At 43.9% G+C, this 15,494-nt stretch carries 13 protein-coding genes; 8 read left to right on the forward strand and 5 right to left on the reverse strand.

Going from position 1 to position 15,494, the window contains the following annotated elements:
• Positions 1-32 precede the first annotated feature (32 nt).
• The 5 genes from tldD (at position 33) to IEY42_RS15100 (ending at position 6,423) form a co-directional block, all read left to right on the forward strand.
• Positions 33-1,481 (forward strand): metalloprotease TldD, encoded by a 1,449-nt coding sequence (tldD, locus tag IEY42_RS15080; RefSeq protein WP_188926017.1) that lies wholly within the window; start codon positions 33-35, stop codon positions 1,479-1,481.
• Positions 1,482-1,611: 130 nt separating this feature from the next.
• Positions 1,612-3,108, forward strand: a complete 1,497-nt coding sequence (locus tag IEY42_RS15085) for a TolC family protein (RefSeq protein WP_229780096.1) — start codon at positions 1,612-1,614, stop codon at positions 3,106-3,108.
• Positions 3,098-4,084, forward strand: coding sequence for an HlyD family secretion protein (locus tag IEY42_RS15090; RefSeq protein ID WP_188926018.1), 987 nt, complete (start codon positions 3,098-3,100; stop codon positions 4,082-4,084). Before IEY42_RS15085 ends, IEY42_RS15090 begins: the two co-directional genes overlap by 11 nt.
• Positions 4,085-4,105: 21 nt before the next feature.
• On the forward strand, positions 4,106-5,275 hold the full coding sequence (locus IEY42_RS15095) for an ABC transporter permease (RefSeq protein WP_188926030.1): 1,170 nt from the start codon (positions 4,106-4,108) through the stop codon (positions 5,273-5,275).
• The gene (locus IEY42_RS15100) at positions 5,275-6,423 is read left to right on the forward strand and encodes an ABC transporter permease (RefSeq protein ID WP_188926019.1); all 1,149 of its coding nucleotides are present in this window, start codon (positions 5,275-5,277) and stop codon (positions 6,421-6,423) included. Before IEY42_RS15095 ends, IEY42_RS15100 begins: the two co-directional genes overlap by 1 nt.
• A 153-nt stretch (positions 6,424-6,576) precedes the next feature.
• Here IEY42_RS15100 and IEY42_RS15105 read toward each other — a convergent pair whose 3' ends face one another.
• Positions 6,577-7,086 carry a hypothetical protein gene (locus IEY42_RS15105; protein ID WP_188926020.1) on the reverse strand — a complete coding sequence of 170 codons (510 nt, stop codon included), beginning with the start codon at positions 7,084-7,086 and terminating at the stop codon, positions 6,577-6,579.
• Positions 7,087-7,307: 221 nt separating this feature from the next.
• Here IEY42_RS15105 and IEY42_RS15110 point away from each other — a divergent pair, with 221 nt between their 5' ends.
• On the forward strand, positions 7,308-7,700 hold the full coding sequence (locus IEY42_RS15110) for a hypothetical protein (protein ID WP_188926021.1): 393 nt from the start codon (positions 7,308-7,310) through the stop codon (positions 7,698-7,700).
• A gap of 61 nt (positions 7,701-7,761) precedes the next feature.
• Here the strand turns inward: IEY42_RS15110 and IEY42_RS15115 are convergent, their stop codons facing one another.
• From IEY42_RS15115 to yjgA, 4 genes are all read right to left on the reverse strand, one after another.
• Entirely contained in the window at positions 7,762-8,652 is an 891-nt protein-coding gene (locus tag IEY42_RS15115) for a LysR family transcriptional regulator (protein WP_229780097.1), read from the reverse strand.
• A 410-nt stretch (positions 8,653-9,062) separates the two neighbouring features.
• Positions 9,063-9,464: a hypothetical protein gene (locus IEY42_RS15120; protein ID WP_188926022.1), complete on the reverse strand. Its 402-nt coding sequence runs from the start codon at positions 9,462-9,464 to the stop codon at positions 9,063-9,065.
• Positions 9,465-9,677: 213 nt separating this feature from the next.
• The gene (locus IEY42_RS15125; protein WP_188926023.1) at positions 9,678-12,155 is read right to left on the reverse strand and encodes an Ig-like domain-containing protein; all 2,478 of its coding nucleotides are present in this window, start codon (positions 12,153-12,155) and stop codon (positions 9,678-9,680) included.
• A 47-nt stretch (positions 12,156-12,202) separates the two neighbouring features.
• The gene (gene yjgA / locus IEY42_RS15130) at positions 12,203-12,736 is read right to left on the reverse strand and encodes a ribosome biogenesis factor YjgA (protein ID WP_188926024.1); all 534 of its coding nucleotides are present in this window, start codon (positions 12,734-12,736) and stop codon (positions 12,203-12,205) included.
• A 147-nt stretch (positions 12,737-12,883) separates the two neighbouring features.
• Between yjgA and pmbA the strand changes: the two genes are divergently transcribed.
• Both pmbA and IEY42_RS15140 read left to right on the forward strand, forming a co-directional pair.
• Entirely contained in the window at positions 12,884-14,263 is a 1,380-nt protein-coding gene (gene pmbA, locus IEY42_RS15135) for a metalloprotease PmbA (RefSeq protein WP_188926025.1), read from the forward strand.
• A 216-nt stretch (positions 14,264-14,479) separates the two neighbouring features.
• Positions 14,480-15,472: a hypothetical protein gene (locus IEY42_RS15140; protein WP_188926026.1), complete on the forward strand. Its 993-nt coding sequence runs from the start codon at positions 14,480-14,482 to the stop codon at positions 15,470-15,472.
• The last annotated feature ends 22 nt before the right edge of the window (positions 15,473-15,494 follow it).

Consider the following 15,494-nt stretch of genomic DNA (forward strand, 5'->3'; position numbering starts at 1 on the left):
TATGCGTTAGCTATTAATAAAAGAGAGTTTGAATGCCATTTTTAACCCAAGTAGAGCAAAGCTTATTACAAGATGGATTAACCTTAGACGGGCTACAAGGTTACTTAACGACTATTCATCAACACAATATTGATTTTTCAGACCTGTACTTTCAAGGTTGCCGCCATGAGTCGTGGGTATTAGAAGATGGCATTGTAAAAGAAGGTAGTTTTCATATTGAACGCGGTGTCGGTGTGCGTGCGATTACCGGAGAAAAAACCGGTTTTGCTTATGCCGATGAAATTACCCCAGCTGCATTAGATGCCGCAGCTAAAGCGGCGCGTGGCATTGCCAGTGCGGGCGAGCAACACAAAGTCCAGGCGTTTAAGCGTCAAGCTGCGCATAAACTGTATGACAGCGCCGACCCAATAGCGGCAATGGACGAAGTCAAAAAAATAGACTTACTTAAGCAGGCTGATGCTTATATTCGCAGCCTCGACAGCCGTATTATTCAAGTTGTGGTCAGTTTATCAGGCGTGTACGAAGAGATATTAATTGCCGCCAGTGATGGGACATTAGCCGCCGACATTCGTCCATTAGTGCGTTTTAATTGCAGCGTTATTTTAGAAGACAACGGCAAACGTGAACGCGGCAGCGCCGGTGGCGGTGGCCGTCATGACTACAGTGTATTTTTAGCCACTGATGACGCCGGTTTACCACTGAGCTTTGAATTTGCCCGTGAAGCCGTGCGCCAGGCTCAGGTTAATGTTCATGCTATTGATGCACCGGCTGGCGAAATGCCTGTGGTACTGGGTAATGGCTGGCCTGGGGTGTTATTGCATGAAGCCGTAGGTCATGGTTTAGAAGGTGATTTTAACCGTAAAGGCAGCAGTGCATTTAGCGGTAAAATTGGTCAGCAAGTGGCATCAACCTTAGTCACAGTGGTAGACGACGGCACCATGGAGAATCGTCGTGGCTCGTTAAGCATTGATGATGAAGGGGTTGTAACCCAAAAGACCACCTTAATCGAAAACGGTATTTTAAAAGGCTATATGCAAGACAAGCTCAATGCACGTCTTATGGGCCAAGCGCCTACCGGTAATGGTCGCCGCGAATCATACGCACATTTACCTATGCCGCGTATGACCAACACCTATATGAATGCAGGCGACTCTAACCCTGCCGACATCATTAAGTCGGTTAAGAAAGGCATTTACGCGCCTAACTTTGGTGGCGGACAAGTCGATATTACTTCAGGTAAGTTTGTGTTCTCAGCCTCTGAAGCATACTTAATTGAAGACGGCGAAGTCACTCAAGCCATTAAAGGCGCCACCTTAATTGGTAACGGCCCAGAAGCCATGGGATTAATCTCAATGGTCGGTAATGATTTAGCGTTAGATAAAGGCGTGGGCGTATGTGGTAAAGATGGCCAAAGTGTACCGGTTGGCGTGGGGCAACCAACACTAAAAATTGACCGTTTGACCGTAGGCGGCACAGCCTAATTAATCGTTAATGGATGAGCTTAATGCTGAGCGTTATAGTAAGTTAAGCTCATTAAATCAGCTATAGATTGGTGCAACCTCTTACCAACCTGTGCAATAGATCGCAACGATTAGCGGATAAAAGATATAGATGCAGGGTATAATCCACCCTGGAAATAAAGCAACAGCTCTAGAGGTGATAGTGATTTTAATGAGTCTTATTGGTCAATGCTTTAAATGCTCAGCACCTTTTTTTAGTGGCGTCACGCTAGGCGTCAGCGCACTCGCTTTTACGGGTTTTGCTTATGCAGAACCTTTTTCGTTTCCACAGGCGTGGCAACAATTACAGCAAGTGAGTGATCATCTACAGGCTAAAAACCAACATGTTAACCGCGCTAAAGCTGAAGAACATGCCGGCGATGCATTAAACTATCCCTCGCTCAATATTGCGGGCAGCTATACCCGACTAGAAAAACCGATTGAATTAGACTTACAAGATTTAAACCCACTTGCCTCGCTTGATGCTAGCGCATTACCCAGTGCGATTACCGAAGTATTAGCCACCATCCCCAGTTCAATGTATGTCACGCCGTTTACTGAACAAGATGTGTTCCGAGCCAGCTTACAAGCCATGTGGCCAATTTACACCGGTGGGCGGATCACGGCTGCACAAGGGATTCATGCTGCACAAGTGTCAGAGTCAGAACAAGAGTTTGCATTAGCTAGCCGAGAGTTATTTTTACAATTAGTTGACCGTTATTATGCGGTGTCGGTAACGCACACTTTGGCCGACACGCAACAACAGCTGGTGGACTCGTTAAGCTTACATGTTTCACATGCTGAAAAGCTCGAGCAACAAGGACAAATTGCCAAAGTTGAACGCTTAAATGCGCAAGTGGCTCTTGAAAATGCCAAAGTTGATTTAGGCAAAGCTAAGCGCCAGTATGAAATGGCCGAAATCGCCCTTGCGCGGATGCTACATGTGCCAACAGTCAGCCCAAACTCCCCATTATTTGTGCTCAAGCAACAACCGTCTTTATCGCGTTTAAGTCAGCTCACCTTAACCCAACACCCTGCACTAAAATTGCTTGAAGCAAAAGAATCCCAAGCTAATGGCTTAGTTGATTTAGAAAAAGGCGGCTATTTTCCAACAGTGTATTTATACGGTAATTACACCCTGTATGAAGACGACAGTTTATTTGCACAAATGGAACCCGACTGGATGGTGGGCGTAGGCGTGAGCATTCCGCTAATAAGCCGCGACGGTCGCAGTGGTAAAGTGTTAGCGGCCAAAAGTGCCTTATTGCAAGCGCGATACACCAAGGCGCAAACGAAACAAGATTTAAGCTTACTAATTGATCAAAGTTATCGGCAAATGCTGCAAGCTCAAGAAGAAGTTGAAGCACTGAATGCTTCACTGGCGCTTGCCACTGAAAACCTACGTTTACGCGAATTAGCCTTTAACCAAGGTTTATCAACCTCCATTGATCGCGTCGATGCGGAACTGAATTTAACCGCCGTTAAAACCAAGCAGTTAGGAGCAAAGTATCGCTATATGCAAGCGTATGCCAAAGTGATGGCGGTGAGTGGTCAAGTCGACGAATATATTAATAGAATTGAAATTCAGGGAGCTTCACATGCGAACTAACAGAGTTATCGCAGTATTCGCATTGCTGCTGTTATTGTTGTTACTGGGCTATGGCGTCATGTTGGCGTTTACGCCTAAGCCAACAGTGCTACAGGGACAAATTGAAGCGCGAGAATATAATATCTCCTCTAAAGTACCTGGCCGAGTAGAACAAGTGTTAGTGCGTAAAGGTGATAAGGTCGCTCAAGGCGATATTTTATTTTCCATTAGTAGCCCAGAGTTAGATGCCAAATTAATGCAAGCCCAGGGTGGGTTAGATGCCGCCACCGCTCAACAACAGCAAGCCAATAATGGCGCAAGACAACAAGAAGTCACTGCCGCACAAGAGCAATGGCGCAAAGCAAAAGCGGCCACTGAGTTACGGATTAAAACTTATCAACGGGTTGAGAATTTGTTTGAAGAAGGTGTTGTCGCACGGCAACAGCGCGATGAAGCCTACACCCAATGGCAAGCTGCTAAATATACCGAACAAGCCGCTTATGCCATGTACCAAATGGCACAAGAAGGCGCTCGTAGTGAAACAAAAGCCGCAGCTGCAGGGCAAACTCTCATGGCCGAAGGGGCAGTAAAAGAAGTCAATGCCATATTAGCCGACAGCCAAATGCGCTCACCTAAACAAGCTGAAGTCAGTGACGTATTACTGCAAGCCGGTGAGCTCGCACCCAGCGGTTTTCCGGTGGTGAGTATTATTGATATGAATGATGCCTGGGCGGTCATGCAGGTGCGCGAAGATCAATTGAGCCAATTTAAACAAGGGCAAACCTTAGCTTTAGAGATCCCGGCATTACAACAACAGATAGAGTTTGAAGTGTCGCATATCAGTGTAATGGGCAACTTTGCCACTTGGCGCTCTACCGAAAGCGGTCACGATTTTGACATGCGCACCTTCGAAGTCGAGTTAACGCCAAAGCAGCCAATAGCAGACTTGCGCGTGGGGATGTCGGTATTGTTTCGTGTCGACTCGCTTACACAATAAGCCAGGGTAAAAAGCTTAATGATGACAGAATTATTTAAGCGAGAATTCAATGCCCTATGGCACTCGCCATGGCAGTTGGCCCTGATAAGCTATATTCCGCTTATTGGTGTGCTGGCATTATGGTGGTTGTTCAGCGCAGGCCTACCACGGCAACTCCCTGTCGCGGTTGTTGATGTCGACAACAGCCAAATTAGCCGTATGTTAACTCGCCAGCTGGCTGCTAACGCTGTGATTGCGCCACAATCCTATGCTAATGAAGCACAAGCTATAGAGGCAATGCGCCAAACTCAGGTTTATGCCATGGTGGTGTTACCATATCAGCTAAAAAAAGATCTGCTGACGGGTCAACAGCCCACCATTGATATTCGCTACAACAGTCAGTTTTTGCTGGTAGGTAAATTGTTGTCAAGCCAGTTACAGTTGAGCCTGGCAGAAGGACTGACCCAAATAGGCCAGCAACGCTTGCTACTTAATGGCGCTAACAAAGCCACCGTCGATGTTAGTTTGAGCCCCATTACCAATCAAACCACGGCATTATTTAATCGTAATAACAATTATGTCGGCTTTTTAGTGCCGCCCATTTTGATTGCATTATGGCAATTATTATCGATGCTGGTGTTTATTAATAGCCTCAATCAAGAGCTGGTCCTATACCAAAAGCGCTATTATTTTCCTAAACAAATCTGGGCATTAATCGCTACTAAGATTCTGTTTTATAGCCCTATTATGTTACTGCATGGCGGGTTCATCTTATTGTGGTTATATCATTACTTAGGGTTACCAGCCGCAGGCGCATTGGGTGACTTAATGCTCGCGCAGTTAGCAATGCTAATGGCGTTGTGGTTAATGGTATTGGTGATATTTACAGGAATGCGTGACAGTGCTCGTAGCGTGAGCTTTTGCACGGCATTATTCGCCCCAGCGTTTGCATTTATGGGCATTACCTTCCCGGTGAATGATATGCCTTTTCTCGCCCAATGGTGGCGCTTAATCATGCCGTCGAGTCATTATATAGACTCTCACGTGAGCGTGATTAGTTATGGGGTCGAATTACCTCATGTGTTGGGGCAAATCAGTGGTTATTGGGGCTTTTTATTGTTGCTGCCTTTCATTGTGTTTTTCGCCAATAAAGCCAAAGATGTCCCAAAGACTGATTTAACCTCAAGTGATGTTAATCAGGAGGTCAGTTAATGAACTTCTGGCAGTTAATGCTTGCTGAGTTTAAGGCTATTTTTGCCGACAAGGCGATTATGGTGACCCTATTTGGTGGCGTGTTGTTTTATTCGGTATTGTATCCATTACCGTATTTAAACCAAGTACCTACCGAGCAACAAGTGGTTGTGGTTGATCATGACAACTCATCGCTGAGCCGTTTAGTGACTCGCCATGCCGATGCCAGTGCTAAAATTCATATTTTAGCCAATCTTGGCAGCATTGATGAAGCTGAAACCTGGATAAGCGAGGGTAAGGCTCATGGTTTATTGGTGATCCCAGCCAATTTTAGGCGTGATATATTGTTAGGTAAGGGCGCAACCTTAAGCTATGGTGGCGATGCCAGTTACTTTTTAATTTATTCAGCAGTAGCAGAAGGGCTCGTGGCTGCGGGTTTAGATGCCAGTAAACAAGTGCAACTTATCGGTTTGCTTGCCCGAGGGCAAAACCCGCAATTGGCTCAGCAAAGTGTTAACTCAATTAATATCAACTCAGTACCTGCGTTTAACCCAAGTCTAGGTTACACACCCTATGTGATCCCCGGTCTCTTTTTACTGATATTGCATCAAACGTTATTAATTGGCACTGGGATTTTAGGCGCAGGCCAATGGCGTAGGCCTGGGTATTGGCAACACGTGAGCCCCGGCGTATTGGTGTTTGCCCGTTTAAGTGTATTTTTACTGATTTATAGTGTGTTCAGTAGCTTTTACTTGGGGTACTGCTTTTATTGGTATCAGGTCAGTGTTGCGGCAACCATTATTGAAGTCGGCTTATTTATGCTGCCATTTTTATTAGCCACAGGTGCGTTGGGGATTGTGTTTAGTAGTTTATTTGCTCGGCGCGACTTATCAACTCAGGTGTACTTATTGATGTCGATGCCGGTGTTATTTGTGTCGGGATTTGTATGGCCCATTGCCTTAATCCCTGAACCTTTGGTGATGATATCGCAAGTCATTCCAGCTGTACCCGCCATTATGGGAATGCTAGAACTCAATCAACTTGGTGCGGGGTGGTTAGCGGTTATGCCTAAATGGCTGCAGCTTTGGGGATTATTTGCGGTGTTTGCGTGTATCGCAATCATGAGGGTAGCTGCGAGGCAAAAACAGGCTAAAGCGATGTTAAGTTAAACGCGCGATCACATTCAACATAGTTAAGTGTTGCCGAAGTAAAAAGACAGGCATCGCAATGATTGGCCTGTCTATCGCATCACACTCACTTAGATGTGACTATTTCTCACTAGCTGAACGAAGCAAACCGTTACAGTGTCTAGGTCACGCTAATTATAAGGTGCCAGTTTGTGCAGTGTTTAATGCGGCTTCTAAACGTGCTAGGTTATGCTTGTAAATGCTGCTGTTATCTACTTTAGCTGCGCGTTTAAAGTCAGCGAGTGCGCCCAGGTTATCGTGGTTCATTAATTTCATTACGCCACGGTTGTTGTAAGCGTAAGCACGAACAGACATAGATGGAACAGCCACTAAAGAACGTGCGCTTTTTACTGCAGCACTGCATGCTTTTTGTGCTTTTTCCATGTTAGACATTTGTACGTAACCGGCGCATAAATTCACATTGCGTGAATAGTCGTCCACGGTGTATTTACTCGCAGCTAAGGTTGCGTTTAAGCCTTCTTCTACATGGCCGGTTTGCAATGCGTTAACACCGGGCACATCTTCAACAAGTACCATTTTGTATGCATTGCTACTGATTTGTTGGCCTTGGTCTGCCATAACGCTTGCTGATGCGGTCAGTAATAATGTGGCACTGATTAGGCCTGTAATGATGTTCTTGTTCATGATGTTGCTCCTCTAAAATGTCGTAGCGCCGCGCTACAACTGAACCTTAGTAAAAAGCGATACAGGCGACAAACGATAAAAAACGCATTAATAGATTAAAAATATTCACCTATAGATAATGAGGTGTTAAACGAATCATTTCCGGTGTGAACTTAAGCCGTGTAAAAACAATTTTTACAGATTACATTGGCTCACCAAGCGCAGATTGATTAAGGATAACAATGAATACACTTCAACACGGTAAACTGCTTGGCTATAGTTTTGTTACTTGGCTAAGTTTTTATCTGATTGGTCTGCCTGATTATTATCAACAATGGCCGTTTTGGATAAAATTACCCTTATTGCCACTTGTGACTTTGCTATACATTCCTATCACTAAAATTACGTTGAAAAAATACTGGAGCGATGGGAAGCATGTGATTAACTCATGCTGGCTGGCGTTTTATTTAACCTTACCTTTGTTTATTTACGATTATTTGCTGCTCGGGGTATACAAAGACTTAGGCATCAATTTTGTTTTTTCATACTGGTACTTAAGCTTTTTCTACTTTTCATTTTGGCTCCAATTTCCGTATATAGCCTGGCGAATGGAAAAGGCAGAGGGCCGTCGCTAACACCTCAAGTGTGGCGCAAAAAGCCTGTTAGCTTTACCGGTTAGCTCAGTATCTAGGTGAGTTAATGGCTTTCATCATGAAAGCTTTTAAGGATCCAATCGATAAGCAGTTGTACTTCTGGGCCCTGCTGTTCATTGGTGTGACGCACAAGATAATAACGGTCGTGGCTGAACAGCGGGTGGCGAAATAGCGGAATAAGGGTTTTATTGTCAAACCATGCTTGGCTGATGGGCAACGGGATTAATGCTACGCCTAACCCTTGCTCTGCAGCGCGGGCAACGCTGAACATACTGTCTAACTGAATGATTTGCTTAGGCTGAAAACCATCAAGCCCCACGCTTTCTGCCCATTGATGCCAGGCGTACGGTCTGGCTTTATGCAGTATTAACGGCACTTTAGTTAACGCGTTAAACCCCTGTGAGGCTAATTCACTGTGAAGTTGTGGATTGCATGCTGGTATATAGGTGATGGGGAATAAATCATAAATGTCGTTTGTGGTTTGTTGTTTACCTGACAACATAATAGAGACGTCGGTGTGCTTAATGGTATCAGTGCGCGACTTTATGGTTTCAAGTTTGAGGTTGATATTAGGGTATTTAGATGACCAGCCGATCAATTTAGGCATAAACAGTTCGCTGGCAAAAAACTCTGGCATCGAAATACTGATCTCGAGCATGCGGTCTGATTGATTGAATTCGCTGACGGTATTGACCAATTGTTGCATTACCGGCTCAATGGCCTGGTAAAAACGCGATCCCACTTCTGTTAGGGCTATTGAGCGAGTTTGACGAATAAATAATTGCTGATTGAGAGCTTCCTCTAGCTGCTTAATTTGGTGGCTAACTGCAGACGGCGTAAGGTACAGCTTTTTAGCTGTTTCTTTAAAGCTTAAGCATTCTGCTGCAACGCAAAAACAACGTAGGCCGCGCATAGAGGTATGTAAAGGGATCATTTGATTCTCAACAACAAAGCTATTTGTATCATTCTTACGAGTAACATAGCTGCACAATTAATATCGCAGCACAATTAACATCATTACATCAGTATTACGGATTATATACGAATAACAATTGTACAGAGCGATTACCTATGACGCGGGTTACTCGTAACCAGTATTTCATTGATTAATGATATTAAGATGACTGTATTTAAGTCGATTGGGTATATACCAAGGTAGCTTTTAAAACATAACTGCAGCAAAGATTAGACCATACTATAAAATCATTTAAAAACATGGGTTTGTGATTTTAGTTGTTGGTTAGTTGAATCGTAACAGTGCCTTGTTGAAAACAATACGCACCACAGGTGTGCAATATTGTTCAACGCAAAGTAAGCAGGGCTAGCGCTTAATGGGTTTACGGATTAAAAATAAAGTGTTTCTTTCTGCTCGCCATCGATAAAGATGTCGCATTTGTCAGCAGTGCTATTTTTTGTTGATTGAACAATACTGGCCACAATTCCAAAAGCACCACCTTGATCGCCTAAAACAGAACCAAAATAGCAATCGCCTTTAACAGCCATACCATTTAACTTGGCGTTAAGGTGTTGGGTTGGGGTCATAGGCGGGAATCGACCTTGCATAATGGCGTCGCCATTGGCGATAAGTTGCAGTTTGTTTTTTTCTTTGTCGTATATACCACCAAATACAATCGTTTGGTCATTGACTACAACAGTCTTATTTTGTGCCACGATAGGTGGCTTTGCTGCACAAGCGCTTAGTAGCACGCCTGCGGTTAAAGTAGAAAGTACATAAAGTTTGCGCATTATTGTTCCTTAGTATGCGTCGAGAAACGTTTACCTGTTTCTCGTATAAATAAACTAGCCCTGTTTATCATTGAGTGACGCAGATGATAGATTGAAATACTCAGTAAAAGGTTTACGGTATTCTCGTTGACATTGTAACAACTTATATACAAATTCCAATCACAAAAAAGCCTGCGTATTCAGCAGGCTTTTGTTTATGGTAATGATGGTGAGTTACAGCAAGGTGACAAAGAAGCTCAGTTCAGTCATGACACCTTTTGGTGTAGTGGCTGTTAAGGTCACGAGGCTAGTACCTGAGTTGTCATCATTGGTTATTGTGAATGATGTTGAAGTGCCACCGGCTGAATTACGGTCGGGTACCGTGTATCCAGAGAATGTTAATTCACCCTCACTGCTGCTCACAGATAAGGTTGTGCCAGACGGTAATATTTGGTCAGCACTGTCGCTGAGTACCACAGTAAATGTCGCAGAGGCACCATTGGCGATATCCTGAATGTCAGTATCAAAATCATTAATCACTGAACCATTTTGGCTTACTGTAAAGTTGGCCGTTGACCCAGACATGGTTAATACCAATGCTTTACGGATATACGTTGTCATAGCCGAGCTATCACATAAACTGCCCAGGCATTGAGGGCCGTTAAACACAGTATCAGCGTCTTGATAGGTGCTGCTTGATTTGGTGTTGAAATACACCTCACCTGAATCGCGAACGCCAGATTCATTGTCATCTCTAAAGGCGTCAGGTAAATCAACAAAGCCATTGTCTTGATAGGTTTCAACATCCATGCCGTTACCCCTACAGGCGACAGAAGTTGTGCCAATTAAACAGCCATCAACAGCGCTGCCATCGTCATTATCAAACACGTTATTGCCATTGGTATCGAAAAAGGTTTCGTGACCAAGCGCATAAGCCAAAATGGTGATGCGATGATCGGTTACCCGTGGTGATGCTGATGTCCAGGTGACGGCACAGGTACCGCTTACGATGCTACATGATGGCTCAATTTGACCACCTTCCGTTGTAAAGTTAACCGTGGTGTCGTCTGGTGCTGGGTTACCAAAGCTGTCTGATGCATAAACTGTAATCGTGACATCTTCGCCATTGTAATCGCCCGCTTCTGGGTTTGAGCTTGAGGCCGAGATACTAAAGCCCAATTGCTGTGGCAGTCCGGTATTGACAGTGAGTTGTTCTGATTGACTGGTAATGGTGTCACCCGTATCGGCATCGGTAGTTGATGCCATAACGCGCACTGGGGTCGGGATAGTACCAGCTTGAACTCGCACACTTACGACGCCTTCAGAATTAGTGATGCTGCTATCTGTAATGTCGCCATTAGAAAATTGTAATCCACCAACCGTGGTGTCGAGGCTAAATTCAACCTCTTGTTGAGCAGCAGGTTGACCATTAGCGCTGCTTACCAAGAACGTCACCAAAGAAGACTCTGTTGTATCTGTGCCACCAGAACCTTTGATGCGGATTTGAGTTGGGTCTGCCGACACAAAACTAATATTGGATAATGTTTGGCGTGCCAATGTAAAAGGTAAGCTCGCGCTTAAACTCGTGTCATTAACGGTTGCAATGGCGACAATGGTGTCAGTGCTTTCACTATTGCCACTACAACTGGTGTCTGAAAACGTCGAGCTTGCTGAACCTGACACGGTGGTGACCGGTGAGTCTAAGGTTGCATTGTCGTTGGTGGTACAATCTGAACTAAAGCTAATGCTGGTTGGACTTTGTAAGCGAGTAATCGTGCCATCGTCTGCTTCTGTCACTAGGGTGGCGGTTACGCCAAATGAGCCGCCCGCGCTAATGGTGTAGTTACCATTTGTATCAGCTGTTAAGGTTGTCGATAATAGATTTTCAACAAATTCGCCGCTGTCATTATAAGACCCCATCATTACCGTGCCGTCAGTCGTAACATCGGTCGATGCAAGCACTTCATAAGCACTTGTCGCGGTTAATGTTGTGTCTTCATATTCCGCAGTGGCGCTAAGAAGGCTAGCCCCTAATTCTGAATTGGTAGGTGTAAAGCTTAACGTTGCAACACCAGAGTCTGTAGTGAGTGCGGTAGTTGGAGTTAGCGTGGCGCTGCCAGCATTGAAGGTCACAATTTGATTGGCAATACCCTGGTTTTCGCTGTCTGTGAGCGTGGCATTTAGCTGAACTGTGTCGCCAACATTAAAACGGGTAATCACTCCACTACTGTCACTGATTGACACGGTAAAGTTTAGCGCTTCAACAGGGGCTGTGGTGCTGTACTCTTTAAATTGGTAATTACGGCTGTCACTAACACTGTCGTCATCTGATGTGTAGGTTGCCGTTAAGGTGCCGGCTTCTGTGCTGGTGGAGCTAATAAAGGTGGTCGCTATACCGCTTGTATCGGTTAATACAGATGCATTGCTTAATGTGGCATTGCTGGTACTAAACTCGATAAGCGCACCACTGACGTTAGCATTACCTAATGTCAGTTTGGCTACGGCACAAATGCTGTCGTTGAGATCAAAGACTAAACTGTCGGTACTGGCATCACATTGGCCATTCACAACATCCTGGTAGCTTACCGACAGACTATAACTGTCATCTGATGTATTTGAGTCGGAGTCATCTGAGGCACCGTTACAACCTGTAAATAACAATATTGAAGCAAGAGATAAAAAAAGTGCACGTATCGTTGTTCCAAGCTGCATTAGCCACATCCTTATTTCGATTAATCAGATTATTTTGAGTATAGGGTTTACTCTTTTATCTCAGCACGTAAGTATTTAAACAATTCTTTAGACGACTTTGATTCTGGGCCTTTGGCTAATTCTTTATTTGCCTGGCGGATCAATTGACGCAATTTTTGACGCTCTAGTTGTGGATGCTGATCCAATAAACTTTGGACTTCATCGTCACCATTTGTCAGTAAGCGCTCGCGCATCTTTTCAAAGATTTGTAACTGAGCGGCTTCATTATTGTTCTTATTCAATACTTTATCTAGTGCTGCTTGAATCGGTTCGTGATCAAAGCCACGCATTAGCTTACCGATGTATTGCAAATGGCGGCGATACGCTTCGGTTTTTTGCTTAATGAGTTTAGATTTTAAGACAGCGTCATAAAGAAACTCATCTAAATCCATTTTATCTAATTGGGTTTTACTAAGCGCAACCAAGCGCATGCCAAGTGCTTGAGCTTCTTCGCTTTCTTTTTTAAATTCTGTTCTGCTGACGTAATCGTCATCGTTATCATAGGGCTGCTGAAAGTGTTCAGAATCGCCAACAATCTTCATAGTCTTAAACCTCGAGTCAATATAGGCTAATGATAGCATTTATTTGGCATTGAATATGCAGATTTTATTCAAGAGAAGCACTTGGTTATCAATCGGCTTTTTTATTTGATATGCTAGCCACAATTAGACTAATTAAAGAGTAAATTTGTGGCTTCTCATCCTTCTTCAGCGCCTAGCGCCAGTGAAACAACCCCAAGAATTGATTCTGAATTATCAGCACTAAAAGACGCTGTCGCTGTTGCATTAGAGTACGCTAAACAACTTGGCACAACTGCCGCAGAAGTTGCCATTAGTAAACAGCAAGGTTTATCGGTGTCGACGCGTGAAAAAGAAGTCGAAACTGTCGAGTTTAATAAAGACGGTGCCTTAGGCATTACCATTTTTCGCGACGGTCGCAAAGGTAACTCTTCCACTTCAGACCTCAGTCCAGAGGCTATCCGCGAAGCGGTAAGAGCGGCAGACGGTATTGCTAAATACACCTCAGAAGATCCCTTTAGTGGTTTAGCTGATGCAGCGTTAATGGCGCAAGATATTCGTGATTTACAGCTATATCACCCACAAGATATTGATGCTGAAGAGTTAGCGCAATTGGCCATTCGTGCTGAGGCTGCTAGTTTGTCTGTTGATAGCCGTATTCGTAATTCGGATGGTGCTTCAGCCAATGCGCACACTGCCGCTAAAGTTTATGGTAATAGCCATGGCTTTTTAAACGGTTACTGCAGCTCGCGCTACAGCTTAAGTTGTGTGGTCATTGGCGAAGAGTCAGATGGCAACATGCAGCGTGATTATGATTATACCGTTGCCCGCAAATACCAGGACTTATTGTCGCCAGAGTCTGTTGGTCAACAAGCTGCCAATAAAACCTTAAGTCGTTTAGATGCGCGTAAAATTGCGACCGCTAAAATGCCAGTCTTGTTTGCACCAGAAATCGCCACAGGGCTTATGGGTCATCTCATTGGTGCAATTAGTGGTAGCAGTATTTACCGCAAGTCGAGTTTTTTGCTTGATGCACTTAACACCCAAATATTTCCTGACTGGTTTAGCATTGAAGAGCAACCGCATTTATTAGGTGCATTGGCCAGTGCAAATTACGACAGTGAAGGTGTCGCAACGCAGTCGCGCCGTATTATCGACAATGGCCAACTCGCGACTTATCTGCTAACCAGTTACTCAGCCCGTAAACTCGGCATGACTAATACTGGCCATGCAGGTGGCATTTACAACTGGACGCTAAGTCATACTAATCAAACCTTCGATGATTTAGTTAAAGCAATGAACACTGGTTTGATTGTGACTGAAGTGATGGGTCAAGGCGTTAATGGTGTCACTGGAGATTACTCACGTGGTGCGGCGGGTTTTTATGTTGAAAACGGTGAAGTACTTTACCCAGTCGAAGAAATTACCATTGCAGGTAACTTAAAAGATATGTTTAAAGGGATTCAAGGCATAGGTAAAGATCGTGACTTACGTTCATCGATTCGCACCGGTGGCATTTTACTGAGCGAAATGAAAATTGCTGGTAACTAAGTTTTTACAAAATAGCAGGGCTTAAATCTAGTTTTCTGCCACTTTTTTACTCGATTGTACAATTTAAAACCTCTTATCGGCCGATAAGAGGTTTTTTTATAACCAATTTAAGCCAGCTTGACGTTTTATATACCAACTTTACCTTTCTTGACAGTCGTTTACGCATACAAAGAGTCATAATACTGCAAATGTAGCTAAGTGGTTAATGGAGCAATTATGTTTAACAAGAAATTAGGCCAGTTGATATTAATATCAGCGGTTGGAACTGTGATGTTCGGTTGTGGTTCTGATAGTTCAGATAGCAGCAGCGATGTTGCTTATGTACAGTATTACAATGCCTCACCTAACAGTACTTCGACATCGTTAGTACTTGATGACTATTCGTACAGTGCAATTGACTTTGCTGATGCTATGCCACGTTATGGCTACAGCACTGGCAGTGCTGATTTAGACGTTTACGGCCAGGATGAAGATGGCGAAACCGTAACCATTTACACTGATACTGTGGAAATGAATGCCGATGATAACCACTTATTTGTGCTCCATGGTGATTATACCGATCCACAATTATTAGACATTAATTACAACCGTGAAGATATGGACGATCTTAACGCGGATGATGATTATGAATACAGTAAAATGCAGGTGCTTATTGCCAACGTAGCCACTGATGAAGGCACATTTGATGCATATATCTCTCTTGATACTCAAGACTTTGATGACGCGGTAATGTTAGGCTCTGTGGGTTATGGTACTTACAGTGACTCAATGATCCTCGACACTGAAGATTACATTGTTTATTTAACAGAAGCTGGCTCTACAGATGTAGTTTACACTACAGGCAGCATGGATTTCACCACTGAAACTGTTTACAAATTGGTTATCCGCAATAGCTTTGGTGCCGGAGATCTTAAAATCAATATCGACAGTGTTGATTCAACAACAACAGCCGATAATTATGCTGCGTTAGAATCAACAGCAGACTATCGAATATTCAATGGCCTTGAAACTCAAAACATTGATGTGACGATATCGAGCCAGCAAGAAACTCAATATCTGTATGATGTTACAGCATTTTCAGTATCTGACTATCAATCAACGTCATTTAATGATTATGGTATTACGGTAAAAGATGCGACAACCCAAACACAGCTGTTTAATAACTTGCTCCCCCTGTGTCAGGATAGTTGTCGCCTCAGTTTTTCATAAAAATAAAACAGGGAGCGGTAAG

This window comes from Shewanella algicola, from assembly GCF_014648035.1.
Lineage (GTDB): Bacteria > Pseudomonadota > Gammaproteobacteria > Enterobacterales > Shewanellaceae > Shewanella > Shewanella algicola.

Excerpts from the sequence above, each read along its gene's own strand:
- IEY42_RS15125 (WP_188926023.1), bottom strand. The coding sequence starts at position 12,155 with ATGCAGCTTGGAACAACGATACGTGCACTTTTTTTATCTCTTGCTTCA.
- tldD (WP_188926017.1), top strand. The coding sequence starts at position 33 with ATGCCATTTTTAACCCAAGTAGAGCAAAGCTTATTACAAGATGGATTA.
- IEY42_RS15095 (WP_188926030.1), top strand. The coding sequence starts at position 4,106 with ATGACAGAATTATTTAAGCGAGAATTCAATGCCCTATGGCACTCGCCA.
- IEY42_RS15110 (WP_188926021.1), top strand. The coding sequence starts at position 7,308 with ATGAATACACTTCAACACGGTAAACTGCTTGGCTATAGTTTTGTTACT.
- IEY42_RS15100 (WP_188926019.1), top strand. The coding sequence starts at position 5,275 with ATGAACTTCTGGCAGTTAATGCTTGCTGAGTTTAAGGCTATTTTTGCC.
- IEY42_RS15115 (WP_229780097.1), bottom strand. The coding sequence starts at position 8,652 with ATGATCCCTTTACATACCTCTATGCGCGGCCTACGTTGTTTTTGCGTT.
- IEY42_RS15105 (WP_188926020.1), bottom strand. The coding sequence starts at position 7,086 with ATGAACAAGAACATCATTACAGGCCTAATCAGTGCCACATTATTACTG.
- yjgA (WP_188926024.1), bottom strand. The coding sequence starts at position 12,736 with ATGAAGATTGTTGGCGATTCTGAACACTTTCAGCAGCCCTATGATAAC.
- IEY42_RS15085 (WP_229780096.1), top strand. The coding sequence starts at position 1,612 with ATGCAGGGTATAATCCACCCTGGAAATAAAGCAACAGCTCTAGAGGTG.
- IEY42_RS15140 (WP_188926026.1), top strand. The coding sequence starts at position 14,480 with ATGTTTAACAAGAAATTAGGCCAGTTGATATTAATATCAGCGGTTGGA.
- IEY42_RS15090 (WP_188926018.1), top strand. The coding sequence starts at position 3,098 with ATGCGAACTAACAGAGTTATCGCAGTATTCGCATTGCTGCTGTTATTG.
- IEY42_RS15120 (WP_188926022.1), bottom strand. The coding sequence starts at position 9,464 with ATGCGCAAACTTTATGTACTTTCTACTTTAACCGCAGGCGTGCTACTA.